At 63.6% G+C, this 24,051-nt stretch carries 21 protein-coding genes; 11 read left to right on the forward strand and 10 right to left on the reverse strand.

Annotation, left to right across the window (positions count from 1 at the left end):
- Positions 1–10 precede the first annotated feature (10 nt).
- The 6 genes from BLS60_RS05515 to dinG all read right to left on the reverse strand — a co-directional run bounded on the left by BLS60_RS05515 (position 11) and on the right by dinG (position 8,722).
- Positions 11–1,120 carry a sugar diacid recognition domain-containing protein gene (locus tag BLS60_RS05515; RefSeq protein ID WP_092365695.1) on the reverse strand — a complete coding sequence of 370 codons (1,110 nt, stop codon included), beginning with the start codon at positions 1,118–1,120 and terminating at the stop codon, positions 11–13.
- Positions 1,121–1,214: 94 nt separating this feature from the next.
- Positions 1,215–1,862: a pyridoxamine 5'-phosphate oxidase gene (pdxH, locus tag BLS60_RS05520; protein WP_092365698.1), complete on the reverse strand. Its 648-nt coding sequence runs from the start codon at positions 1,860–1,862 to the stop codon at positions 1,215–1,217.
- A 48-nt stretch (positions 1,863–1,910) separates the two neighbouring features.
- Entirely contained in the window at positions 1,911–2,735 is an 825-nt protein-coding gene (locus BLS60_RS05525; RefSeq protein ID WP_244153368.1) for an OmpA family protein, read from the reverse strand.
- An 83-nt stretch (positions 2,736–2,818) separates the two neighbouring features.
- Entirely contained in the window at positions 2,819–3,964 is a 1,146-nt protein-coding gene (locus BLS60_RS05530) for a serine hydrolase domain-containing protein (protein ID WP_092365704.1), read from the reverse strand.
- A gap of 46 nt (positions 3,965–4,010) precedes the next feature.
- Positions 4,011–6,248, reverse strand: a complete 2,238-nt coding sequence (locus tag BLS60_RS05535; protein WP_092366533.1) for a beta-agarase — start codon at positions 6,246–6,248, stop codon at positions 4,011–4,013.
- 329 nt (positions 6,249–6,577) lie between these two features.
- Entirely contained in the window at positions 6,578–8,722 is a 2,145-nt protein-coding gene (gene dinG / locus BLS60_RS05540) for an ATP-dependent DNA helicase DinG (protein ID WP_070882308.1), read from the reverse strand.
- A gap of 246 nt (positions 8,723–8,968) precedes the next feature.
- Here dinG and BLS60_RS05545 point away from each other — a divergent pair, with 246 nt between their 5' ends.
- Positions 8,969–9,433, forward strand: a complete 465-nt coding sequence (locus tag BLS60_RS05545) for a CopD family protein (protein ID WP_092365707.1) — start codon at positions 8,969–8,971, stop codon at positions 9,431–9,433.
- 29 nt (positions 9,434–9,462) lie between these two features.
- Here BLS60_RS05545 and BLS60_RS05550 read toward each other — a convergent pair whose 3' ends face one another.
- From BLS60_RS05550 to BLS60_RS21965, 3 genes are all read right to left on the reverse strand, one after another.
- Positions 9,463–10,227, reverse strand: a complete 765-nt coding sequence (locus BLS60_RS05550) for a hypothetical protein (protein WP_092365710.1) — start codon at positions 10,225–10,227, stop codon at positions 9,463–9,465.
- Positions 10,220–10,519: a DUF1145 domain-containing protein gene (locus BLS60_RS05555; protein ID WP_092366536.1), complete on the reverse strand. Its 300-nt coding sequence runs from the start codon at positions 10,517–10,519 to the stop codon at positions 10,220–10,222. Before BLS60_RS05555 ends, BLS60_RS05550 begins: the two co-directional genes overlap by 8 nt.
- A gap of 152 nt (positions 10,520–10,671) precedes the next feature.
- Positions 10,672–11,307, reverse strand: a complete 636-nt coding sequence (locus tag BLS60_RS21965) for an OmpA family protein (protein ID WP_092365713.1) — start codon at positions 11,305–11,307, stop codon at positions 10,672–10,674.
- A gap of 164 nt (positions 11,308–11,471) precedes the next feature.
- Between BLS60_RS21965 and BLS60_RS05565 the strand changes: the two genes are divergently transcribed.
- Together BLS60_RS05565 and BLS60_RS05570 are read left to right on the forward strand one after the other, a co-directional pair.
- A complete protein-coding gene (locus BLS60_RS05565) occupies positions 11,472–11,969 on the forward strand; it encodes a DUF6231 family protein (RefSeq protein WP_070882303.1) in 498 nt (165 codons plus the stop codon).
- 2 nt (positions 11,970–11,971) lie between these two features.
- Positions 11,972–12,454 (forward strand): YchJ family protein, encoded by a 483-nt coding sequence (locus BLS60_RS05570; protein ID WP_092365716.1) that lies wholly within the window; start codon positions 11,972–11,974, stop codon positions 12,452–12,454.
- A gap of 10 nt (positions 12,455–12,464) precedes the next feature.
- Here BLS60_RS05570 and BLS60_RS05575 read toward each other — a convergent pair whose 3' ends face one another.
- On the reverse strand, positions 12,465–13,019 hold the full coding sequence (locus BLS60_RS05575; RefSeq protein WP_092365719.1) for a hypothetical protein: 555 nt from the start codon (positions 13,017–13,019) through the stop codon (positions 12,465–12,467).
- A 208-nt stretch (positions 13,020–13,227) separates the two neighbouring features.
- On the opposite strand from BLS60_RS05575, the gene BLS60_RS05580 reads away from it, so the two are divergent.
- The 8 genes from BLS60_RS05580 (at position 13,228) to BLS60_RS05615 (ending at position 23,648) form a co-directional block, all read left to right on the forward strand.
- The gene (locus tag BLS60_RS05580; protein WP_092365722.1) at positions 13,228–13,725 is read left to right on the forward strand and encodes an LEA/WHy family protein; all 498 of its coding nucleotides are present in this window, start codon (positions 13,228–13,230) and stop codon (positions 13,723–13,725) included.
- Positions 13,726–13,731: 6 nt separating this feature from the next.
- Entirely contained in the window at positions 13,732–13,938 is a 207-nt protein-coding gene (locus BLS60_RS05585) for an SEC-C metal-binding domain-containing protein (protein ID WP_092365725.1), read from the forward strand.
- Positions 13,931–14,380: a DUF2489 domain-containing protein gene (locus tag BLS60_RS05590; protein WP_244153369.1), complete on the forward strand. Its 450-nt coding sequence runs from the start codon at positions 13,931–13,933 to the stop codon at positions 14,378–14,380. Before BLS60_RS05585 ends, BLS60_RS05590 begins: the two co-directional genes overlap by 8 nt.
- A 163-nt stretch (positions 14,381–14,543) precedes the next feature.
- Complete coding sequence (locus tag BLS60_RS05595; protein WP_092365731.1) at positions 14,544–17,075, forward strand: penicillin acylase family protein; 2,532 nt, start codon at positions 14,544–14,546, stop codon at positions 17,073–17,075.
- A gap of 385 nt (positions 17,076–17,460) precedes the next feature.
- Entirely contained in the window at positions 17,461–18,726 is a 1,266-nt protein-coding gene (locus BLS60_RS05600; RefSeq protein ID WP_092365734.1) for an NAD(P)/FAD-dependent oxidoreductase, read from the forward strand.
- Complete coding sequence (locus BLS60_RS05605; RefSeq protein WP_092365737.1) at positions 18,723–21,476, forward strand: nitrate reductase; 2,754 nt, start codon at positions 18,723–18,725, stop codon at positions 21,474–21,476. The genes BLS60_RS05600 and BLS60_RS05605 overlap by 4 nt, the downstream gene beginning before the upstream one ends.
- A gap of 37 nt (positions 21,477–21,513) precedes the next feature.
- Entirely contained in the window at positions 21,514–22,260 is a 747-nt protein-coding gene (gene cobA / locus BLS60_RS05610; protein ID WP_092365740.1) for a uroporphyrinogen-III C-methyltransferase, read from the forward strand.
- An 80-nt stretch (positions 22,261–22,340) separates the two neighbouring features.
- Entirely contained in the window at positions 22,341–23,648 is a 1,308-nt protein-coding gene (locus BLS60_RS05615) for a nitrate regulatory protein (protein ID WP_092365743.1), read from the forward strand.
- The last annotated feature ends 403 nt before the right edge of the window (positions 23,649–24,051 follow it).

Here is a 24,051-nt window from a genome sequence, read left to right on the forward strand (position 1 = left end):
ATGAGGATAGCTATCCGTTCGGCTCTATCAGCCCCAATCCCAATGAAAGCTGCAAGCGTCGGTCCAGCCGCGTCAGTTCCACACCACTGAGTTCGGCGATGCGTTCGAGGCGATAACGCAAGGTATTGCGATGAATACCCAACGCCGCGGCACAACTTTGCACCTGACCGTCATGCGCGCACCAGGCTTCCAGGGTTTCGCGCAACACACCGTTGCCATCGTGAGCCAACACGTGCTTGAGGGGCGCCAGCCAGCCCTGCAGCAACCAACTGTTGCGCTGAGAGTGAAGCAGCGTCGGCAGGCGATGCTCCTCCAACGAGACAAGACGTAATGCGGGATAGCGCGCTCGGGCGAAAGCCTGCAGATCGCGCAGCGCCAGGCAAGCCTGGCGCAGCTGCCCAAGCGACTGCACTGGGTCGCTGATCAGCAGGCGCTTCACGCCCCAGCCGCGTTCATCGGCATTCTCCAGCCAGTGGGCATCATCGCGGCTGGCGGTCAGTGGCCGGCACCAGAGTAGTTCACGCATGCCCAGCGGTGCGCACAAGTACTCGCTCTTGCCACTCAACGCTCCAAGCAGGCGGGCCTGCTGCCCGAGCGGCTCGCCCTGCTCGTCCAGCTCCAACAGGCACACCTGGCGCGGCCAGCCAAGTGCCAGGCCCTGGCGCTCAGCATCTGCAGCCAGGGTATTGAGCGGCACCGCCGGGTCGAACAACTGACGCAACCAGGCGTCCAGCTGGTGCCGCTGCCAATGCCTTTCGGCTTGCAACTGGCGCTGCTCGACCAGCATTTCGGCAGCCATGCGCACCAGCTCGGCATAAGGCCGCACCACCTCCGGTGCGCCGGTAATGCCGAGCACCCCAATCAGGTCATCGTCGTGCAACAACGGCAGGTTGACCCCAGGGCGCACACCGCGCAGGCACGTAGCGGCCTGCTCGTCGATTTCCACCACGCGACGGTTGGCCAGCACCAGTTGCGCCCCTTCATGGCGGGTATGCAGGCGTGCAGGATCACCACTGCCGATGATCATGCCCTGGGCGTCCATCACATTGATGTTGTACGGCAAGATAGCCATCGCCCGATCAACGATGTGCTGGGCCAGTGTGGAGTCGAGTTCGAGCATGGCGCGGCCTCGGTAAAGGAAGCCGCCATTGTATGCAGAATGGCTGTTGCGGCGACATGCCGGTCACCGCATCAGCGATGGGGTTTGGGTGGACTCAGGGTGCCAGGCGCTGACGTAACCAGGCTTCGCCGTCACGCCGATAGTCGAGCCGGTCGTGCAGGCGGCTGGCTCGGCCCTGCCAAAACTCGATGCGTTCGGGCAGCAGGCGGTATCCACCCCAGTGCGGCGGGCACTCCGGCGCTTCGTCGGCAAAGCGTTTTTCGGCCTGGGCCAACAACCCTTCGAGTTCGCCGCGATCACGGATCACCCGGCTCTGTGGCGATGCCCAGGCACCGAGGCGACTGCCCAGCGGGCGTACCTGGAAATAGGCGTTGGATTCTGCCGGCGATACCCGCTCCACGCGACCTTCGATTCGAACCTGGCGCTCCAGTGTCGGCCAGAAAAAAGTCATCGCCGCAAAAGGGTTCGCCAGCAGATGCTCGCCCTTGGCACTCTGGTAGTTACTGAAGAAGGTGAAGCCCTGATCGTCCAGGCCTTTGAGCAGCAATACACGGCAGTGCGGACGGCCGTCGGCGTCGACGGTCGCCAGGGTCATGGCGTTGGGTTCTACAGGCAGTTGCTCAGTGTTCACCGCGTCGGTGAACCAGCTTTTGAACAAGGTGAGGGGTTCAGGTGGGGCCTGATCCTCACTCAAGCCGTCGCGGATGTAATCACGGCGCATGTCAGCCAGGGTCTGAGTCATGAGAAGGCTCTCGGAAGCGACAAAAACCCTAGCTTAACGGGGTAGCACTTATTTGGCTTGATCCGCAGCAATCACTTTCTTGGCGTCGGCCAGCTTGGTGGTGCCTTTCGCGGCTGGCTTGTCAGCAGATTTGGCAACGGCCTTGGCTGCTGGCTTAGCCGCTGGCTTGGCTGCAGGTTTAGCGGAGGACTTGGCCACCGCCTTGGCAGCGGGCTTGGCATCAGCTTTGGCGGCTGGCTTGTCGGCGACGGCCACCGCAGTGGCTTCGGCAGTGACCGACGCAGCCGGCTGGCTGTATTGAGCGATCAGCGCGCGCAGGGTGTCCTGACGAGTCAGGAGGATTTCCACACGGCGATTGAGCTCACGGCCATTGGCGCTGTCGTTGGCTGCACGTGGCATGTCCGGGCCCATACCCTTGACCATCAGGCGATCCTGCTTCAGGCCGCTAAGACGGAAAATGGCAGTAAAGGCACGGGCGCGCTCATGGCTCAGCTCACGGTTGGTTTCCAGAGCGCCGCTGCTGTCAGCGTGTCCCAGGACCAGAACGCCAACCTTGCTGTCTTTTTCCAGCACCTTGGCAACGCGAGTGATCGGGCCCAGGGTGACTGGCAGCAACATGCCAGGGCGATCCGGATTGAACGAACCCTTGACCGGGGCGGTGACCACCAGCAGGTTTTCGCGACGCTCCAGTTCGAAGTTGCTGTCCTTGATCGCTTCACGTACCAGCGGCTCGTACTCGTCCAACCAGGCCTGGGTTACCTCGGGCGGCGGCATCGGGGCCGGCTTCGGGTCTTCCTTCTTGTCGAACAGGGAGCAACCTGTCAGCAGTACGCAAAGCGCCAGTGCGCAAGTCTTGTAGGAAAGCATCGTCATCCACATCCAATCAGTCGAGGTCGCCCGGGTAACCCGGAATCAAAAGCTAAAAGCCATACTGCGCAAGAGTTTAGCCGTGGTTCTTAAAAACACTTGCATAAGATACCTGCAAGTTTCTGTGCCCGCGGATCCATTAAGACGAACGGCCCCAGGTTATTGGTAACGAAACCTACGGCAACGTCGCGCTGCGGGTCGGCGAAGCCGGTCGAGCCGCCTGCACCAGGGTGGCCAAAAGCGCCCGGCCCCATGCCGTATGTGGCATTGGCAACGGTGGGCTGGTCGAGCATGCAGCCGAGACCGAAACGCGTTGCGGTCAGCAATGTCCTGTCCTCACCGACACTGTGTTCGCGGGTGAGTTCTGCCAGCAGCTCGCTGTCGAGCAGGCTGCCATCGAGCAAACCGCTATAAAAACCGGCGAGGCTACGGGCGTTACCGTGGCCGTTGGCAGCGGGCTGCTGCATGCGCCGCCACTCGGGTTTGTTGGTGCTGGTCATGATTGACGGCGGGTTGGCAAATGCTCGGGTGGTCAGCGCCTGGGCGTCGCTCATCATGGTCTTGAGTAGCCGCTGCGCAGCCGCATCGCCGGCATTGCCCTTACCACGGGTAATAGTCGCCACGCGGTGAAATTCTTCATCAGCCAGGCCCACATGGAAGTCCAGCCCCAGCGGCTTGGCAGTGCGTGCGACGATCGACTCCCCCGGACCACGCCCCTCAACGCGTCGTAACAATTCGCCTACCAGCCAGCCGTAGGTGATCGGCGCATAGCCGTGCCCATCACCGAGTGCCCACCAAGGCGCTTCGGCCGCCAGCGCGCTGGTCATGGTCTGCCAGTCATACAGCGCTTCGGCCGGCAGGCTCTCGCGGATCGCCGGCAGGCCGGCCTGATGGCTGAGCAGATGTCGCAAGGTGATGCGTTCCTTGCCGGCGGCAGCGAACTCGGGCCAGTAACGGGCCACGGGAGCATCCAGCTCCAGCTTGCCTTCAGCGACCAATTGCAACGCCGTGACGGCAGTGAACGGCTTGGTGCAGGAAAACAGATTCAGGATGGTATCGCTGTGCCAAGCCTGTTGGCCGTCCTTGTCGGCCACACCGGCCCAGATATCCACCACGGTCTCGCCGCCGACCTGCACGCAGAGCGCGGCACCTCGCTCCTGAGGATCAGCGAAAAAATCGGCAAAGGCGTCTTTGACGGCTTCGAACTTGAGGTCGAAGTAACCCTGAATCTGCACACACTGCTCCTGCAAAGGCAGCGCCAGGCAGCCCTGGCGCGGGTGATTATGGCTTGGGCGCGGCTGCGGGCTCAGCTGCTGGTGCTGGCTCGGTTACCGCCTCGCTAGCAGGCGTTGCCTCAGCCTTGGCGGCGTCCAGCACCAGCGGTGCTACGGCCAGGTTGGCCGTACGCACCGCCTTGACGAAGCCGTCCCACGGCCGGTCAGTGATTGCCACAAGGCCCAAGTGACCATTCTCGCCGTCGAGCAAACGCCCGGTTACCGGCTGGTCGAGGTACTGGAACCAGTGCACGCCGACGATCTGCGGCTCTTCCAGGGCTTTTTCGAGGAAGTGCGCATAAGCCGGGCCACGCTCTTCCTCCTTGTAGACCTCGGCAACGCCACCCCAGAACGGGCCGCGGTCGCGAGAGCCGAAGTGGAACTCGGTGACCAGCATCGGTTTGTCCAGCTTGCGCAGGGTCTCGAAGTCATATCCGTGCTGCGGCTCGCGGGTGTAGAAGTTGAAGCTCAGCACGTCGCAATATTGCGCGCAGGCTTCTACCGCTTCAGGAATGCTCGCGGAGAAACGGCCGCCGAGCAGCAGATGGTTCGGCGTGTGCCAGTCAAGCGAGTCGGCGATGGTCTTGAAGTAGGTGTCTGCGAACAGACGCAGGAAACGCTTCATGTCGCTTTCGATGGCTGGGTACGCCGGGCTGATTGGCGGCGCCTTGAAGCCTGGGTCTTCCATCAGCTCCCAGGCCTCCAGCTCGATGCCCCAGGCCTTGGACAGCCCCTCCTGGTTGCGGTACTTGTCGCGCAGCTGCTTGAGGAAGGCACGTTTGGCCGGCACATCGGTGGTCAGGCGCAGGGTGGCGTAAGCCAAGGCGTAACGCGACAACGGGTCGTCTGCCGGGCCGGCCCAGGCCAGCTCATTGTCGGCGTAATAGCCCATCACCCAAGGGTCATCACGATGGTCACGGGTGGCGATAGCGATGGCGCGTTCAGCCGCCATGGCGAAACGCGGATCGAACGGATCAGGCATACCGCCCCACCAGTCGACACCGGTGCTGATGGTCGCGTAGTCGCCGTGAATGGACAGCGGAATGCTATAGGGCATGCGCTTGTCGACGGCAAAGTCGTTGTCGCTCCAGTTGCCCAGGGTATTGAAGCCCCAGGCCTGCAGACGATTCTGCGCACGCTCGCGCCAAACCTGAGGCTCTTGAGCACCGTACGTACGCTGCAGGTTGGCGCCGTAGAAATCGTACCAACGACCGCTGTCGAACGAGCGGCCGCGATTGGCGCCGGTGTCGGACTGGTTATCGCTGCTGCCATAGAACGCCGCCAGCGGCTCGCCTTCAGCCGGCAGCGCACTGAACATCTTCTCGCGACCTTCGATGTAGGTCTGGCTCTGCGAGCCGATCACGGTATTCACGCCCAGCGAGTAGAACGGGTTGCCTTCCGGGGTGATCAGAAACCAACGCCCACCACGCTTTTCGGTACGGAAAAAACCGCTGGCCTCGAATGACGGCCCGCCGATCCAGCCGCCGTATACGTCCTGCTTGGGATGGTCGGCCTGCCAGGCTTGCAGCTGTTTGTCTTCCTGGGCAACGCTCTGACGCAACTGCTCGTCGTTCTTGATCTTGCCCGGCCAGTCGCGGCGGGTGAACTGGCCATAGCTGTCGACGATGCCCTGGTAGGCATCATCCAGGTCCTCACTGCCGCGCACGCCAAAACGCCCCAGCAGCAGATGCTGGGCGGCCTGGGGATTGGGGATCGACAGCGTCACCGCGCTGACGCTGGCGGCGTCGATCTCGCCATTCACGGTTTCCGCCAGCAACAGCAGGCGACCGTCATAGCGCCACGGCATCACCACACCGGCGCGCATACCCTGTGCACGTGGCGAAGTAGCACCCAGCGGCACCAGCAGCGTCTGCGCCGGCCCGGCAGGCAGCGCGATCTGCGTGGTCAGGCGTTTGCCATCGGTGCTTTCTATGGTCACATCGACGGTCAGCGCCCAGTCCATGGCGTTCTGCACGCGCAGGCTCATGGCGCTCGATTCCGACCAGTCCCAGCTGCCGCTCTGCGGGGTCAGCCGCAGGGTCGGCCGCTCGCCCGGATTGAACGTCGCGCGGCGCAGGATTTCACCCTGAGCGCCACTTTCTGCGGTGATGCTGGGCAGGAACGCATTGTCGCCAGCGACCTGCACGGCATCCATCGGGCGCACGAAGTTGAACAATTCCTGGCGGTCCGCGGCGTTGCCCACCAAGGGCAGGCCAAGCAGCGCGATCAGCGCCAGGCGCCCCATCGCCATGGGTTGCCGGGGACGGGCTGCAGCGATGCACAGTGACAGAACTTTGGAAACCAGACCCTCGGTGGCTGAGTGCGCTTCGCACTGCACCGAACGGTCTGCCGACAGCAGCCAGGTGTTGACCTTCAAGACCCCTTCTCCCCGCAACTCGACAGATATGGATGGCGCGCGGCAACCCTGCCACACGCCGTTTTCGCGCACCGCGCGCGAAGGCGCAATAGTGCGCCAGTTGGGGGCTCGACCGCAAAGCCCGCATGTCGATTAGCAGCGCTTCGGCGCGGCTTTTTTATGCCGCGTCAGCGAAGCGCGGGAGAACGCCGTGGGGCTCAGGAAATTTCCCGGCGAAACGGCGGTAGCGCATTGAGAATCGCCTTGCCGTAACGCTGGGTGACCACCCGCCGATCCAGCAAGGTGATGGTGCCGCGATCCGCCTCGGTACGCAGCAAGCGTCCGCACGCCTGCACCAGGCGCAACGAGGCATCGGGCACAGAGATTTCCATGAACGGATTGCCCCCACGGGCTTCGATCCATTCCGCCAGCGCGGCCTCGACCGGGTCATCCGGCACGGCGAAGGGAATCTTGGCGATCACCACGTGTTCGCAGTAAGCGCCTGGCAGGTCAACGCCCTCGGCGAAACTGGCCAGACCGAACAGCACGCTCTCCTCACCACTGTCGACCCGCGCCTTGTGCTTGTTAAGGGTTTCCTGCTTGGACAGATTGCCCTGGATGAACACCCGCTTGCGCCAATCGCGTTCCAGGCCGTCGAATACGTCCTGCATCTGTCGGCGCGAGGAAAACAGCACCAGCGTCCCCCGCGAGCCCTGCACCAGCCCAGGCAGTTCACGGATGATGGCGGCCGTGTGCTCGGCAGCATTGCGCGGGTCGGCCTTGAGATCCGGCACCCGCAACACACCGGCGTCGGCGTGGTGGAACGGGCTCGGTACCACGGCGGTGACGGACACCTTCGGCAGCCCGGCGCGCATGCGGTAGCGGTCGAACGTGCCCAACGCGGTCAGCGTCGCCGAGGTCACCAGCGCGCCATAGGCCACGTTCCACAGGTTGCGACGCAAGGTCTCGGCCGCCAGGATCGGGCTGGCGTTAACCTCGATATCGAACAGCGCACCGCTCTCGGCCAGGGTCAGCCAGCGCGCCATTGGCGGACTGTTTTCCGGGTCTTCGCTGGTGAACGCCAGCCACAGCTCCCAGGTGCCCTGCGCACGCGCCAGCAAGCTGCCGAACAGCGGATACCACTCCTCGGCCTGGTGGCTGGCGATGCCGATGCTGGTTTCGCCGTCCATGGCTTCCTTGAGCCGCTCGGTGACCCCGGTGAACAGATCGGTGAGTTTGGAGAAGCCCTTTTTCAGTTCCAGACCCAGCTCGATCAAATGCTCGGGCACCACACCGCCGATGAAGCGATGGCGCGGGCGCTCGCGGCCCTCCATGTCCTCACCGGGTTTGAAGTCGGCAACCTGCTCACAGGCGCTGAACATGAATTGCTGGTGCGTTTTCAGCTCGCGGGCCAGCTCTGGCACCTGTTCGATCAAGCGGCCAAGGTCGCCCGGCAATGGATGCTGAGCGAGCAGCTTGCTGAGGTTCTTGGCGATCTGTTCCAGCCAGTCGGCGGTGGAGCGCAGCCGGGTGAAATGGGCGAAATGGCCGATGGCCTTGTCCGGCAGGTGGTGGCCTTCGTCGAACACATACAGGGTGTCGCGCGGATCAGGCAGCACCGCACCGCCGCCCAGGGCCAGGTCAGCCAGCACCATGTCGTGGTTGGTGACGATCACGTCGACCTTGCCCATGCCCTCGCGAGCTTTATAGAACGCACACTGCCCAAAATTCGGGCAATGCCGGCCAGTGCATTGGCTGTGATCGGTGGTCAGCTGCGCCCAGCGACTGTCTTCCATCTCCTGCGGCCAGCTGTCACGGTCGCCATCCCATTTGTTGCCCGCCAGCTTCTCGATCATGGTGGTAAAGAGTTTTTGCCCTTCCTCATCCACGTCGATGCGAAAGCCTTCTTCCTCGAACAACTGCGCGGTAGAGCTTTGCGCCTGGCCTTCCTGCAACAGCACGTCGAGCTTGGACAGGCACAGGTAGCGGCCGCGGCCCTTGGCCAGGGCGAAGCTGAAACTGAGGCCGCTGTTGCGCATCAGGTCCGGCAGGTCCTTGTGCACGATCTGTTCCTGCAAGGCGACGGTCGCCGTTGCCAGCACCATGCGCTTGCCGGCGGCCTTGGCGATTGGGATCGCCGCCATGCTGTAGGCCACGGTCTTGCCCGTACCGGTGCCCGCCTCCACCGCAACCACCGCCGGCTCGCCCACGCGGCGACCTTCGTCATCGGTCTTGATGGTGCCGAGCACCTTGGCGATTTCAGCGATCATAAGGCGCTGGCCGTAGCGCGGCTTGAGCCCCTTGGCCTCGAGAAAACGGCTGTAGGCGCCTTGGATCTGAGATTTTAGTTCGGTGCTGAGCATTAAGAATTCAAGCTAAAAAGGCTGGATATATTTTCAGTGTTTGCAAACGGCCGTTATCATAACGCGCCAATCGCCCGCGCGCTGACTCGCTTGCCGAAACCGGATAAAGAGCAGCGCCTGGGCAGACTTTCTGAAACCTGATGTGCATGTCGCGCGTGACTACCTGCTTTGCAAGAGAGGCCGACAATGAGCGGCCTCGCCGAGTCAGCAGGCGCGCGGCGTGACAGGTTTAACCGGAGTGCCTGAATGCAACCTTATTCCCTCATCTACACCCTGCACCTGCTCGCTGCGCTGATCTGGGTCGGCGGCATGTTCTTCGCGTGGATGGTGCTGCGCCCGGCTGCGATGAGTTCGTTGCAAGCGCCGGAGCGACTGACGCTGTGGCTGGACGTCTTCCGCCGCTTTTTCGTCTGGGTGTGGGTCGCCGTCCTGCTGCTGCCCATCAGCGGCATCGGCATGCTGCACATGGGCTTTAGTGGCTTCGCGGGTGCACCACGCTACGTGCACGTGATGATGGGCCTCTACCTGGCGATGTTGGCGTTGTTTCTGCGCATCCAGGCCCTGCAGCTGCCAGCCTTGCGCCGCGCGGTGGACGCACAGGACTGGCCTGCCGGCGGCGCCGTGCTGAGCGGAATTCGCCGTCTGGTAGCGATCAATTTGTTGCTGGGCTTGGCCGTGGTAGCGATCGCAGCAGCCCGCCCGATCTTCTGATCAGGGCCTGTTTACAGGCCCGTCATCGCTCAGAAACGCACAACATCCAGTCGCCCGTCACGACCTGCCGCGCCGGGCTGACCGGCGATTCCCGGCAAGCCATCGCGGGCACCGCTGGTGCTGTAGATCCAGCAACCCTTGCTTGCGCCGCCGCTACCCGGATTGCCTGCAGCGCCCGCTGGACCGCCTGGGCCGCCTTCCAGACGCGTCTGCAAACGCTCGACCGGGAAATCCGCTGGGACTTCCAGGCGAACCTCGCCGCCGGGCGCACCGGCCTGGCCATCCGTACCGTTCTGGCCGTTATAGCCCGAACTGGCCTGGCCCCAGGCACAACCGCCTGCTTTGCCATCGGCACCGTCCAGCCCCGCGTAGCCGGCAGCTCCCCGGCCTCCGCGTGCATCGATCAGCCACTGCTCGGTGGTAACTGCCTGCAAGCGCACCACCAGCGTACGCCCTGGTATCGCCGGACGCTGTGCGGTGCCCGGTGCGCCTGGCGCGCTGATTTGTGCGCCGGCTGCGATTTCGCCTGAAACGATATCCAGATGCAGGCTTTCACTGGATGGCGCGACGGCAATCTGCGCATTGCGTCCCAGGTAGAGCGTGTCGATGTGCAACTCACTGACACCGACAGGAATCAGCAAGGTGCCGTTATCGGCGACCGCGAGTCGATCAAGTTGCAATACGCTGCCTTGAGCAGGCAGGCGCATGAAATGATGGGAGTCGACCTCGATCACCGCCTCGGCCACAGCCAGTAGCGGGCAGCACAATACCGCGACGAGCACTAGCCTACGCATGGGCGGTTTCCTCGAGGCTGACCGGCTGCGACGTGTGTTCCACCCCAGGCAACGTCCACAGATGAAACATGCCGAACGCCAGCACGTTCATCCGCGCTACGCCAGCGCTGGGTTGTGCACTAAGCAGGCGGTTGAACAGCAGCATCTCGGCAGCATGCAACGCCAACACGGCAACGCCTGCGAGCATCAACAACTGCGCGAAAGGTTGAGCGTATGGATCGATCAGATTGGCTAGTACGACGCACCAGAACAGTGTCGCCAACAGTTTGCCCAGTCCCGCGATAGTCTTCATTCCCCGCCCCGGCCGCTTATTGTTGTGCGGCACATTACTGCGTTTGCGGGTGGCGAGACCAGAGGGTGAAACGAAAACGATGCCCATTGCGTGACATCGCCCTCCTGACCGGCGTGAAGCCGATCAGGAGGACTACTAACGTCTGGGCTGGCTTATGGCCGAGCTTCGACTTCCGCTTCCACGCGACGGTTGATCGCACGGCCTTCTTCGGTGGCGTTATCAGCAACCGGACGGCTTTCGCCATAGCCGACTGCGTTCACGCGGGTGCCGCCGACACCGTACTGGTTGACCAGTACGTCACGCACGGCATTGGCGCGGCGCTCCGACAGGCGCTGGTTGTAGGCGTCAGTACCAACGGAGTCGGTATGGCCTTCAACCACTGTGGAGGTTTGCGGGTATTGAGTCATGAAATCAGCCAGGCTGCGGATATCGCCGAGGCTTTCCTGCTTGACCTGAGCCTTGTCGAAGTCGAACTTGACGTCCAGCTCGACACGTACTGCTTCGGCTACCGGCTCAGCAACGACCTGCTCTTCAACGATGGTTTCTTCAACCATCACCAGCTCTTCCTGACCGTCAGCGCCATGCACCCAGCAATAGGCAGCAGCGAAGCCAGCACCGATTACTGCACCACCACCTGCCCAAGCCGAGCTCTCGATGGCGCCCAACGCAGCACCACTGACACCGCCCACTGCAGCACAGGTAGGCCAGTCGGACTTCTGAACGCCAGCACACCCTGTCAGAAAGGTGGATGCAATGATCAGGGGTACCGCTTTCCTTGTAATACTCATATGCAAGTCTCCTAATGGGAATCGGCGCTTAAATCGACACGCTTGGATTAAAGACGCCCGTAGTAAAATCTGCCAGACAGCGTTACGACAGCCGGGCAGAACGAACAGTTCTAGTTGATTGCGCCGGTGCGCGGTAGTCTTTTGTGATTCTTTCGAGGTTTTCGATGAGCCACATCACGTCCACTCGCACGCCCCAACAGTCGCTGGCAGCTCTACTGCAACGTTATGCGCCTGAGCGCCTGCTATTGATCGGTGCCAGCGAGCAACCTGCGGTGAGTGCCTTCCGGCAAGCACACCCCACCAGTTTGATCGCCCACGCGGAGGCCGGCAGCCTGCCGGCAACGCTGGCCGGGCAACGTTTCGATCTTGCCATTGTGGTTGACTGCCTTGAGCACATGCCCAAACGCGACGGCCTGCAACTGCTTGGTGGGATACGCAACCTGAATGCCAGTCGCATGGCCGTGCTGGTCGATTTGCAGGCCGCCAACTGGAAGGACACGGATTTCTTCGCGCTTGCGCTGCATGTCAGCGAACGCTTCACACGCGATGAACAAATCCTCAGTCTGTTCACCTACGACTTGATGGAATACAAGCAGGCGCCCGATTGGCTGAACGCCAAGTTCTGGGCAAACCCGGAAAATTTTGGGAAGTATTGGTGGTAAGGATGGTGACCCAAGCCTCGCAAGCCGGCTGCCCCTGCGGCAGCGGCGATTCACTGACCGATTGCTGTGGCCGTTATCACCAGGGAGCGCCAGCGCCGTGTGCGCAGAGCCTGATGCGCTCGCGCTACAGTGCCTACGTAACCGGTAATATCGATTATCTGGTAGCGACCACGCTGCCTGCCCAGCAGGCCAAGCTGGATGTCGAGAGCATTCGTGTCTGGAGCCTGCAAAGCACCTGGCTGGGCCTCGAGGTCGAGCACTCCGAGTTGCTGGGCGGCCAGCCTGAGCACGCACGCGTGACATTCGTCGCGCGCTGGCACGACGAAGCCGGCGAGCACAGCCACCGCGAACGCTCGGCATTCGTACAGAATCAGGGACGCTGGTACTTCATCGACCCAACCGTAGGTCTGCAGGCCGGTCGCAACGACCCCTGCCCCTGCGTCAGCGGGCAGAAATTCAAGAAGTGCTGCGCCGGCTATCTATAGCGGGCTGCCCTCAGACCAGTTTTAAGTGCGAGGTGTCAGGCGCTGGCGCAGCGGGTTGCCCCTTCGCCTGCCCCATGTCGCTGCCAACTGGCGCCAGGCTGAACTGCGACAGGTCCAGCGCGGGTTGGGGTACCTCGGGTGCCAACTCTTGCAGATCAGCGCCCAGCGCGGCGACACCGAAATCAGGCGCATCGACATCGGCGAAAGCGGCCATGTACTCGTCACGTGGCGCCACCTGCAGACGCCTCTGAGGCTGACTGGCAGGCTGGCTGATTACCCGACTGTCGGGCTCGGCCACTGGCGGCGGCGCCAGTTCGATCTCTTCGACGAGCTCCGCCTCGGTATCGACTACTTCGACGCGGGCACCCGCGCGCTCCAACGTGCTGCGGTACTTCTCGGCAGCGGCTTCGTCCAGGTTGTTCTTGATCACCACCCGCCGTCCGGAAAACAACTGGGCGATACGCTGCGCGTCAGCCTGGAACAGCTTCGCCAGGTTGCCCTGTACGGTCTCCAACTGGGCACCAGGCACCAGCTCTCCGGAAAATGCAATTTCATACCGCGCCATCACCAGGCTCCTTTTGCTCGATTCCTGTCGCCGCTTCTGCCACGGCAATAAAACCTAAATGCATACAGGCCAGTATGACGCAGCTTTTCGCGAGCATACGAGAGTCGGTCTGCATTTCCCTCTTTCCACCGCTCGCCATGAATTGACGTCCCCCCCTAGGGCAGCCAAGCGGTCTCTTGATACACTGAGGGTTCAAACGGAGTATGAAATGTTTTCTCAGGCGCAAATGATAAGAATTCTTAGCCTACTGGTATTCCTTGGTCTGGGCGCGGTATCGAGCGGTTGCTCGACCTGGCTTTCGGACGATTTCGAAGACCCCGATGTACGCCTCGTCAATGTCGATGTCGTGCGGGCAAAGCTGCTGGAACAGCGCTTCGTGCTGCGCTTTCGCATCGACAACCCCAATGACGTCAGCCTGCCGGTACGTGGCCTCAACTACGTGGTGCACCTTAACGACGTGAAGCTGGCCGAGGGTGAGTCGGAAGTCTGGTTCACCGTGCCCGCCAAAGGTCATACGGAGTTCGACGTGCCGGTACGTACCAACCTGTGGCGCCACGTTCGCCAGGTAGTCAAGTTGCTGGAGCAGCCGGATCAGCCCATCAGCTACCGCCTGCAGGGCCAGGTGAAAACCGGATTATTCTTTGGCCGCCGCGTGCACATGTCGCGCAATGGCGAGATAATTCCCGGTCAATATCTACCGGAGTAGCCGCGCATGACCCAGCAACCCCACGTCCATGGCCCTGACTGCAACCACGATCATGAGCATGATCATGGTCACGATCACCACGGCCATGTGCACGGCCCGCATTGCAACCACGCGCCTCAGGAGCCGGTACGCAACACCCTGAAGGACGTTGGCCGCAATGATCCCTGCCCGTGTGGCAGCGACAAGAAATTCAAGAAGTGCCACGGTGCCTGATTATCTGCTGATCCTGCTCGCGGCCGTCGTCGTCATCGCCCTCGCCGTGTACGCAGCCCAGCTGTGGCGCACAGTCTGGGCCAGGCAGCGTCAGCAGGCAGAAGTACTCAACTCGCAGCGCCAGCGCCTGCACGATGATTTGCGGGTACTGGCCAGTTCGTTGCTCGATGGACAGCTGCCGCTGATCGAGGGCGCGATCCGCATCAAGGTGCTGCTCGACAACTACGACAGCAGCCTGAGCCTGGCCCCACAGACCCAGGTCTTTCAGCAGCTGTATGACGCGACCGTCGATGTGCCCACCCACGAGAACTGGAAAGCCCTGAGCCGCGACGAGCGCCGTCACCATGAGGCGCGCTTCGCCGAGCTTAGCGAGGCACACGATCAGCAGGCCCGCGAGGCTGCCCGCTGGCTGCTCGACGAAGGCCTGGCCAGCCGCCTTTAGCGCGCACCGATAGCGGCGCGCCTGCGTGCCGCTGTGTTTACCGACGACCAGCAGTGCTTCAAGCGCTGCGCCTCTTGCCAGCCGCCATGCCGCTCACTACCTTTAGCGCCATTCGCGCCCGGGCAGCCGCCCACCACCGCCCTTTCTGCCAGGAGTCCGCCGCATGCTGCCGCGCGCTTTCCGTCCTCTCGCCACCCTGAGCCTTGCCGGCATCGTCACCGGCATGGTTGCGTTGAGCGGTTGTCAGTCCCTGCTCGACAGCCGTTACCGCAACAGCGTGCACCCGGACCAGGGCTCCTTCCGCGTCCAGGGCCTGGCGCAGACTGCCTCGGTGCGCCGTAACCCGCTGGGTATGCCGCTGATCGAAACCCACACCTTTCACGACGCCTTGTTCACCCTCGGCTACGTGCATGCCAGCGACCGCCTCAGCCAGATAGTCAGCCTGCGCCTGATGGCCGAAGGTCGCCTGGCGGAAATGGCCGGTCCTGGCGTGCTGGAAATGGACAGGTTCATGCGTGCAGTGAACCTCAAGAAGAGCGCCGAGGTGCTCTACAAGAATGCCTCGCCGCGGATGAAGGCGTTCTTCGAGGTGTATGCGCGCGGCGTCAACGCCTACCTGTTCCGCTACCGCGACAAGCTGCCGATGGACCTGGCCGAGGCTGGCTACCGCCCGCCGTACTGGAAGCCGGAAGACTCGGTGATGATTTTCTGCCTGCTCAACTTCGGTCTGTCGGTGAACCTGCAGGAGGAGATTGCCGCGCTGACCCTGACCCAAAAAGTCGGCGCCGACAAACTCGCCTGGCTAATGCCGACCTACCCGGACGAGCCGTTGCCGTTCGAGGAAGCCGAAAAGCTCAAGGGCCTGGCTCTCAGCGGCAACATTGCCGGCTTGCAGGCGGTGAAAACAGCCGCTGCCCAGGTTTCCGAGCGGCACATGCTCGGCGTCGCCGCCTCGAACAATTGGGCCATCGCCCCGTCGCGCAGCCGCAGCGGCAAGAGCCTGCTGGCCAACGACACCCACCTGCCGATCGCACTGCCCTCGGTATGGAGCTTCGTGCAGATTCGCGCGCCGAAATTCCAGGCGTCGGGCGTGACCGTCGCCGGCATGCCGGCGGTGGTTGCCGGCTTCAACGGCAAGCTCGCCTGGGGCATGACCATGGTCATGGGCGACAACCAGGACCTGTTCCTCGAGCAGGTCAAACGCGAAGGCAATCGCCTGTTGTATCTCGCCGATGGCAAATGGCAGCCGGCCCGCGAGCGCCAGGAAACCTTCATCATCAAGGGCCAGAAACCGATTCGCGAGACGGTTTACGAAACCCGCCATGGCCCTCTGCTTAACAGCGTGCTGGGCGAGCGCAAGCACCCGATGCAACCGCTGCAGCTACAAAGCGGCTACGGCCTGGCACTGCAGACCACACAATTCGAAGACGACGCCAGCCTGGACGCTTTTTTCGACCTGTCTCGCGCCCAGTCGGTCGAGCAGGCCTTCGAGGCGGCCCGGGAAATCCGCGCCATGCCGCTCAACCTGGTGTTCGCCGATGCCGAACATATCGGCTGGCAGGTCACCGGGCGCTTCCCCAATCGTCGCGGCGGCCAGGGCCTGGTGCCGTCACCGGGTTGGGATAGCCACTACGAGTGGGACGGGTTTGCTGACCCGATGCTCCATCCTTACGATCAGGACCCACAGCAGGGCTGGCTGGGCAGCGCCAACCAGCGCAGCGTGCCGCGCGGTTACGGCATGCAGCTGTCCAATTCCTGGCATTACCCGGAACGCTACGAGCGCCTGGCACAATTGGCCGGCAGTGGCCGCCATGACACGCAAAGCATGATCGCCATGCAGTACGACCAGACCTCGCCCTTCGTCGCCAAGCTGCAGAACATGTTCGAGGCAGAGAACATGGCCGCACCGCTGCGCCAGGCCATCGATCGTCTGCCCGAAGCCCAGCGTGGCAAGGCGCATGAAGCCCTCAGCCGGCTAATGGCCTTCGACGGCAAACTCTCGGCAAACTCGGCGGATGCTGCGGTGTATGGCGCCTTCCTGCACGAGAGCGCGCGGCAGATCTTCCTCGACGAGCTTGGCCCGGAGACCTCGCAGGCCTGGAAGGCGCTGGTGGATACCGCCAACCTCTCGTACTCGGCCCAGGCCGATCACCTGCTTGGCCGCGAAGACAGCCCGTTCTGGAACGACGTGCGCACCCCGCAGAAGGAAGACAAACCGGCCATCCTCGCCCGCAGCCTGGCGGCCAGCATCGAGCTGCTCGAACAGCGCCTGGGCAGCGAACGCGCCGCCTGGCAGTGGGGCAAGCTGCACACCTACGAGTGGCTGAGCGGCAGCACGCAGATGGCGCCGTACCTGAGCGCCGGTCAGCGCGCCAGTATCGGCTCGCTGAAAGGCTATCTGGATCGCGGCCCGTACCCGGCTGGCGGGGACCACAGCACGTTGAACGTGTCGGCCTACAACTGGGGCCAGGACTTCGACACCTGGCTGATCCCGAGCATGCGGATGATCGTCGACTTCGGGCGCGAGGAACCGATGATTGGCCTGAACAGCTCCGGGCAATCCGGTAACCCGGCCAGCCCGCACTATGCCGACGGCATCGACGCCTGGCGCCGCGCCCAGTACCTGAGCTTCCCCATACAACAGCAGAACCTGGAAAAGGCCTATGGCCGCAAACGCCTGCTGCTGACCCCTTAACGCACAGCGAGAGTGCGCGGCGCACCAACACCGCGCAGCGATTGCGTTCTCGATGGAGTGATCAGGCGCCGCCATCGGTGCACTGGGCAAAACGATGCCGGCTGCGCGCTGCCTCCTCTCCCGGCGGCAGGGCCAGGGCCGCAGGGGTTACCACCCGGCGAACCCCTGCCTAACCGGATCAGTTCAACTGCCCCCTACCAACCGACCGACACGTGCACCGGTAATTGGCACACTCCCTGCTCTGTGTCCTTACAGACATAGAGCCCGTCGAAAGCCGGCGCGGCTCCCCGAAACGAATCGGGACCGGACAAAGGCGTCCTTGCACTCACGGTGCAGGACGCCTTTTTTGTTTGCGGCGATTCATTCAGGGCCACGGAGGTAGCGGATGAAACGATTGAAGTTAGTGATGATCGGCAACGGCATGGCCGGTGTACGCACGCTCGAAGAACTGCTCAAGATCGCCCCGGACCTCTACGACATCACCGTGTTCGGCGCCGAGCCACACCCCAACTACAACCGCATCCTGCTGTCGCCAGTGCTGGCGGGCGAGCAGACCTTCGATGACATCGTGCTCAATGAGCTGAGCTGGTACGCCGAGCACGGCATCAACCTACTGCTGGGCCGTAAGGTGGTGGAGATCGACCGCATCCACCGCCGGGTGATCGCCGATGACGGCAGCTGCGCCGAGTACGACCGCCTGCTGATCGCCACCGGCTCGCGGCCATTCATCCTGCCGATACCGGGCAACGGGCTGGAAGGCGTGATCGGCTACCGCGATATCGCCGACACCCGCTGCATGCTCGACAGCGCCAATCAGCACCGCCGCGCGGTGGTTATCGGCGGCGGCCTGCTCGGCCTCGAAGCAGCCCACGGCCTCAAGCTGCGTGGCATGGACGTGAGCGTGGTGCACAACGGTGCCACGCTGCTGGAGCGCCAGCTCGACGAGCGCGCCGGGCAGTTGCTGCAAAGCGCCCTGGAACGCCGCGGCCTGCATTTCGCCCTGGGCAAACAGACTCAGGAACTGCTCGGCACCGACGCGGGCCGGGTTACGGCCGTGCGCTTCAGCGACGGCGAACAACTGCCCGCGGACCTCGTCGTGATGGCTGCTGGCATCCGCCCTAACATCGAACTGGCCCAGCGCGCCGGCCTGCCCTGCGCCCGTGGCATTCTGGTCAATGACACGCTGCAGAGCTTCGACCCACGCGTATACGCCGTGGGCGAATGCGTCAGCCACCGCGGTGTCGCCTACGGCCTGGTAGCCCCGCTGTTCGAACAAGCGCGAGTATGCGCCAGCCACCTGGCCATGCAGGGCTTCAGCCGTTACCTCGGCTCGCTGACCTCCACCAAGCTCAAGGTCACCGGCATCGACCTGTTCTCCGCGGGTGACTTCGCCGGCGGCCTGGGTACCCAGAGCATCACCCTGGATGACCCGATCATGGGCAGCTACCGCAAGCTGGTGCTGAAGAACGATGTACTGGTCGGCGCCTGCCTGTATGGCGACACCACCGATGGAGCCTGGTATCTGCAACTGATCCGCGAGGGCCGCAAGGTGGCGGATATCCGCGATGCATTGATGTTTGGCGAAGACGCCCTAAGTAGCCTGCCATCCGCCCCCGTTGCCGAACCGATGCTTCTGCAGGGGGCGGCATGAGCGATCAGGGGCGCGGCGCTGAAACACTCACCACCGCCTCGACCTGCTGTTACTGCGGCGTCGGCTGCGGCGTGCTGATCGAGCACGACGGCGAACGCATTCTCGGCGTCAGCGGCGATCCCGCGCACCCGGCGAACTTCGGCAAGCTGTGCAGCAAGGGCGCCTCGCTGCACCTGACCGGCGACCTCGATGCCCGCGCCCTGTATCCCGAACTGCGCCTCGGCAAGGACCTGGGCCGTACCCGCACGGACTGGGACACAGCGCTGGAACATGCCGCCGACGTGTTCGCCAGAACTATCCATGAACATGGCCCGGACAGCGTCGCGTTCTATATCTCCGGGCAATTGCTGACCGAGGATTATTACGCGTTCAACAAGCTGGCCCGCGCCCTGGTCGGCACTAACAATATCGACAGCAATTCACGCCTGTGCATGTCCTCGGCAGTGGTCGGCTACAAGCGCAGCCTGGGCGCCGATGCGCCGCCCTGCTCGTACGAAGACATCGAGCAGGCCGACACGCTGCTGATCATCGGCAGCAACATGGCCTACGCCCACCCGATCCTGTTTCGCCGTCTGGAAGCGGCCAAGGCAGGCAACCCGCAGATGAAGGTCATCGTCGTCGACCCACGGCGCACCGACACCTGCGACGTCGCCGACCTGCATCTGGCTATCGCGCCCGGCAGCGATGTGGCACTTCTGCACGGCGTGCTGCACCTGCTGCTGGCGCAAGGCCGCATCGATCACGCCTTTATCGCGGCGCACACCGAAGGCTTCGAGGCGCTGCAAGCCTTGGTCGCCGACTACGGCCCAACGCGCGTCGCCGAACTGTGCGCGATCAGCGAAGCGGATTTGCGCCGCTGCGCCGACTGGATCGGCCGCTCACCGCGTTTTCTGTCGCTGTGGTGCATGGGCGTCAACCAGTCCACTGCCGGTACCGCGAAGAACGCGGCGATCATCAACCTGCACCTGGCCACCGGGCAGATCGGCAAGGTCGGCAGCGGGCCGTTTTCCCTTACCGGCCAGCCCAATGCCATGGGCGGTCGGGAAACCGGCAGCCTGTCCAATTTGCTGCCCGGTCACCGTGAGGTCGCCAACCCGGAACACCGTGCCGAAGTGGCCGCCTACTGGGGCGTTGACGCGCTGCCACAAACGCCTGGACTCAGCGCCATCGAGCTGTTCGAGGCCGTGGGCAACGGCACCATCAAAGCGTTGTGGATCGCCTGCACCAACCCGGCCCAGTCGATGCCGGATCAGCAGCGGATTCACCAGGCGCTGAGCGACTGCCCTTTCGTGGTGGTACAGGAAGCGTTCTTCACCACCGAAACCTGCCGCTACGCCGACCTGCTGCTGCCCGCCGCCAGCTGGGGTGAAAAGGAAGGCACGGTGACCAACTCCGAGCGCCGCGTCAGCCGCGTGCGCCGTGCGGTGCCGGCGCCTGGCGAGGCGCGCGCCGACTGGTCGATCACCTGTGAATTCGCCCGCCGCCTGGAAGCCCGCCTGCCGGGCGTGCCTTCCGGGCATTTCGCCTTCGACAATCCCGAGCAGTTGTTCGAGGAATACAAGGTACTGACCCGTGCGCGCGACCTCGATCTGTGCGGCCTCGGCTACACGTTGCTGGAAACACGCGGGCCGCAACAGTGGCCCTTTCCTGAAGGTGCACTGAACGGTACGCCGCGCTTGTACGGCGACGGCCACTTTCCAAGCGCCAACGGCCGTGCGCGCTTCATCGCCGAGACTTACCAGCCGGCCAGGGAGCAACGCGACCGGCACTTTCCGCTGACACTCAATACCGGTCGCCTGCGTGATCAGTGGCACGGCATGAGCCGTACCGGCACGGCGCCGCGGCTGTTCGCCCACGTCGAAGAGCCGCTGCTCGACCTGCACCCGCAGGACATGGCGCAGCGGCATGTGCAGGACGGCCAACTGGTCGAAGTGCGCAGCCGCCGTGGCGCCCTGGTAGTGCGCGTGCAAGCCGACGACAGCCTACAGCCTGGCCAGGCCTTTCTGCCTATGCACTGGGGCGATCGCTTTCTCAAAGGCCTCGGCATCAACGCCCTGACCTTGCCAGCGTTCGATCCGCTGTCGAAGCAGCCGGAGCTGAAACACGCCGGGATCGATGTACAGCCCGTGGACCTGCCATGGACCTTCCACGCGCTGATCGAAGGGGATGTTCAGCGACGCCTGGAGGCGCTGCGCCCGCTGTGCGAGACCTTTGCCTACGCCAGCTTCGGCCTCGCCGGGCGCGAAACCTCGGCGCTGGTGATGCGCGCGGCCCACCACCACGCGCCCGATGCGGCATTGCTCGATGAGCTTCACGAAAAACTGGGCCTGGTTGAAGGGCCGGTGATCCGTTACGACGACCCGCGCGTTGAGGCGGGCTGCGTGCCCACCCACAAGCGCGTGCGTATCAATGAAAACCGCCTGACAGGCTTTTCCCTGAGCGGTGAGACCCGCGCCCGCAACTGGCTGCGTGACCTCTGGCAAAACCAGACCTCACTCGATGACGACACCGGCCGCGCCCTGCGCCGCTGGCTGCTGGCGCCGGTCGAGAGCCCGCCGGGTCAGGCTCGCCAGCACACCGGCAAAACCCTGTGCACCTGCATGAACGTCAGCGAGGCCGCGGTGCGCGAAGGCATCGAGCGCGGCTGCGACCTCATCGCCCTCAAACAGAACCTCGGCTGCGGCACTCAGTGCGGCTCCTGCGTACCGGAAATCAAGCGCCTGCTGGCGCAACAAACCATCGAAGCCTAGCGAAGACCAGGCGCAACGAACCCAGAGGAATACCGTGATGACTCCAAGCGTATGGCTGATCGGCGCCGGCCCCGGCGACCCGGAACTGCTGACCCTAAAGGCGGTGCGCGCCCTCGGCCTGGCCGACGTCGTGCTGATCGACGACCTGGTCAACCCGCTGGTGCTGGAGCACTGCCCGGGCGCGCGGGTGATTCGCGTCGGCAAACGCGGTGGCTGCCGCTCGACGCCGCAGGCGTTCATCCATCGACTGATGCTGCGCTACGCTCGCCAGGGCAAGGTGGTGGCGCGCCTCAAGGGCGGCGACCCGTGCATCTTCGGCCGTGGCGGTGAAGAGGCTGACTGGCTGGCCGCACGCGGCGTGCACTGCGAGATCGTCAATGGCATCACCGCCGGCCTGGCCGCAGCGACCCGCTGCGGCATTTCCCTGACCCTGCGTGGCATCGCCCGTGGCGTCACTCTGGTGACCGCGCATACCCAGGATGGCAGCTCGCCCAACTGGCAGGCGCTGGCCCAAAGCGGTACCACGCTGGTGGTGTACATGGGCATCGCCACCCTGGCCGACACCCGCCAGCACCTGCTCGACGCGGGCATGGCGGCGCATACCGCGGTGGCGATGATCGAGAACGCCTCCCTGCCGGACCAACGCGAATGCCGCAGCACCCTGCGCGAGATGGCCGACGACGCCCTGGCTTTCCAGCTGAAAAGCCCGGCGATTCTGGTCATCGGCGATGTAGTCGGCGCTGCCATCGAAGCTGCCAGCGCACTCGACATGCGCAGCGCCTGAACTGACGGCAGTCCAGTCGATGCAACTGGACTGCTATTTGCACTGTTTTAGTTCAACGTACTGCCTGAAAGACTGCCGCCATGCCTGACACCACCATGCCCGCCGCCCTGCGCTTCATGCTCGCCGCCCGCCGATGCGAGCTGCAGGGCCTGGAAAGCCTGTCCTTCACATGCCAACTGGTCACCCACGTGAGCCAACTGGTGCACCAACTACAGAAAGAACGCGGCTACTCCAATATCTACTTGGGCAATCAGTCCAGCCACTACCTGCACCAACTTGACGCACACAGCGCCGAATCAGCCGCCGTCGAGCAGCAGGTGCACGCTTGCTTCATGGCCATGGACACGGCGCAGGCCAATAACGCGGATCGCGCCCGCCTGTTCAACCGCATCGCCTATGTACTGCACGGCCTGGACGAGCTGCCTGGCCTGCGCCGCCGCATCCGTGAATTGGAGCCTGCTCCGCGTCAGGCCACGCAGGCCTTCACCCGACTGATCGGTGGGTTGATGGCGGTGGTATTCGAAGCGGCCGATACCGCCGTCGATCCGGGCATCACCCGGGTGCTGGTGGCGATGTTCAACTTCATGCAGGGCAAAGAGCTGGCCGGCCAGGAGCGCGCCGCCGGCGTCGAAGGCTTCTCGCGCGGCTATTTCGATGCTGAGCTGCAGGAGCGCCTGCAGCATCTTGAAGAGGGCCAGGAGCGCTGCTTCGAAGTGTTCAGCGAGTTTGCCGACACCGAGGCTGTTGCGCTGTGGCAGCAAATCCAGGGGGGCGATACCTTCGCCCAGGTGATCAGCCTGCGTGGTGTCGCTAAACGTACCTCGGCGAATGCCACGGTAGACCCGAGTCTTTGCGAGCTGTGGTTCGAGCTCAACACACGGCGCATCGACGCCATGAAAGATGTCGAGAACCACCTCGCCAATTGCCTGCTGGCGCATTGTCGCAGCAGCATCGCCGAAGCCCACGCCGACCTCGACAACCACCGCACGCTACTCAAGCGCCTGGCACAGATGGATGTCGGCAGTGACCAGGCCATGCTGTTCAGCGTGCACAGCAGCACCCTGGACAGCGCGCCGCAGGATGCAGTGGGCAACCAGCTGGCGCGCTCGGTGCTCGACCTGCTGCACGAGCAGAACCAGCGCCTGCAGCGGGTGAGCGATGAGCTCAAGGAAACCCGCGACACGCTCAACGAGCGCAAGCTGATCGAGCGCGCCAAGAAGCTGCTGATGAACGACTACCGGCTCAGCGAGGAAGACGCCTACGCCCGCCTGCGCCAGTCGGCCATGGAACGCAGCATGCGGCTGGTCGATGTCGCGCAGAGCCTGCTCGCCTTCGCTGCCCGCAAGGCTCAGGACAGTCCGCGTAGCGACAAGGGCAAGCGCACCTGACCGGACGATGCCGCCTTGGGTCGCGCATCGCTTAGCCACTAGCTAAGTCTGTCCCGCTCCGGCGACCATCGAACACGGCGACGCATGGAATACGCCCCTGGGTATCGCTGCGCTCAATCACAGGCTACGGCCTGCTCCGCTCAGGTGACGCAGCGATACCCAGGGCCGAGGCATAGAACCCATCGCCTCGCTTCCATGCACCTGTGCCGCGCACTACCAATGGTGCACGCCCTGCCGCTGTGCGGCGTTGCTGCCAAAATTGATCGGGCCACCTCTCGGTGCAGACAACCAGCAAAGACTGAAAAGCTTTCCCGCTCAACCAGTTAACTCCCGCGCTCCCGACTTCTCCCCCCTATCGCCCGATAGCCAGCCCACCCACGTCGGCTGCTGGCATGCAACCTGC

The sequence above is a fragment of the Phytopseudomonas seleniipraecipitans genome (assembly GCF_900102335.1).
In the GTDB taxonomy this organism is placed as follows: domain Bacteria; phylum Pseudomonadota; class Gammaproteobacteria; order Pseudomonadales; family Pseudomonadaceae; genus Aquipseudomonas; species Aquipseudomonas seleniipraecipitans.

Bases quoted from the DNA above. Each gene is read 5' to 3' on its own strand.
- BLS60_RS21965 (WP_092365713.1), bottom strand. From the start codon at position 11,307: ATGAGTATTACAAGGAAAGCGGTACCCCTGATCATTGCATCCACCTTT.
- BLS60_RS05535 (WP_092366533.1), bottom strand. From the start codon at position 6,248: ATGGGGCGCCTGGCGCTGATCGCGCTGCTTGGCCTGCCCTTGGTGGGC.
- pdxH (WP_092365698.1), bottom strand. From the start codon at position 1,862: ATGACTCAGACCCTGGCTGACATGCGCCGTGATTACATCCGCGACGGC.
- BLS60_RS05605 (WP_092365737.1), top strand. From the start codon at position 18,723: ATGAGCGATCAGGGGCGCGGCGCTGAAACACTCACCACCGCCTCGACC.
- BLS60_RS05565 (WP_070882303.1), top strand. From the start codon at position 11,472: ATGAGCCACATCACGTCCACTCGCACGCCCCAACAGTCGCTGGCAGCT.
- cobA (WP_092365740.1), top strand. From the start codon at position 21,514: ATGACTCCAAGCGTATGGCTGATCGGCGCCGGCCCCGGCGACCCGGAA.
- BLS60_RS05550 (WP_092365710.1), bottom strand. From the start codon at position 10,227: ATGCGTAGGCTAGTGCTCGTCGCGGTATTGTGCTGCCCGCTACTGGCT.
- BLS60_RS05600 (WP_092365734.1), top strand. From the start codon at position 17,461: ATGAAACGATTGAAGTTAGTGATGATCGGCAACGGCATGGCCGGTGTA.
- BLS60_RS05580 (WP_092365722.1), top strand. From the start codon at position 13,228: ATGTTTTCTCAGGCGCAAATGATAAGAATTCTTAGCCTACTGGTATTC.
- BLS60_RS05545 (WP_092365707.1), top strand. From the start codon at position 8,969: ATGCAACCTTATTCCCTCATCTACACCCTGCACCTGCTCGCTGCGCTG.
- BLS60_RS05585 (WP_092365725.1), top strand. From the start codon at position 13,732: ATGACCCAGCAACCCCACGTCCATGGCCCTGACTGCAACCACGATCAT.
- BLS60_RS05615 (WP_092365743.1), top strand. From the start codon at position 22,341: ATGCCTGACACCACCATGCCCGCCGCCCTGCGCTTCATGCTCGCCGCC.
- BLS60_RS05575 (WP_092365719.1), bottom strand. From the start codon at position 13,019: ATGGCGCGGTATGAAATTGCATTTTCCGGAGAGCTGGTGCCTGGTGCC.
- BLS60_RS05555 (WP_092366536.1), bottom strand. From the start codon at position 10,519: ATGAAGACTATCGCGGGACTGGGCAAACTGTTGGCGACACTGTTCTGG.
- BLS60_RS05525 (WP_244153368.1), bottom strand. From the start codon at position 2,735: ATGACGATGCTTTCCTACAAGACTTGCGCACTGGCGCTTTGCGTACTG.
- BLS60_RS05595 (WP_092365731.1), top strand. From the start codon at position 14,544: ATGCTGCCGCGCGCTTTCCGTCCTCTCGCCACCCTGAGCCTTGCCGGC.
- BLS60_RS05515 (WP_092365695.1), bottom strand. From the start codon at position 1,120: ATGCTCGAACTCGACTCCACACTGGCCCAGCACATCGTTGATCGGGCG.
- BLS60_RS05570 (WP_092365716.1), top strand. From the start codon at position 11,972: ATGGTGACCCAAGCCTCGCAAGCCGGCTGCCCCTGCGGCAGCGGCGAT.
- dinG (WP_070882308.1), bottom strand. From the start codon at position 8,722: ATGCTCAGCACCGAACTAAAATCTCAGATCCAAGGCGCCTACAGCCGT.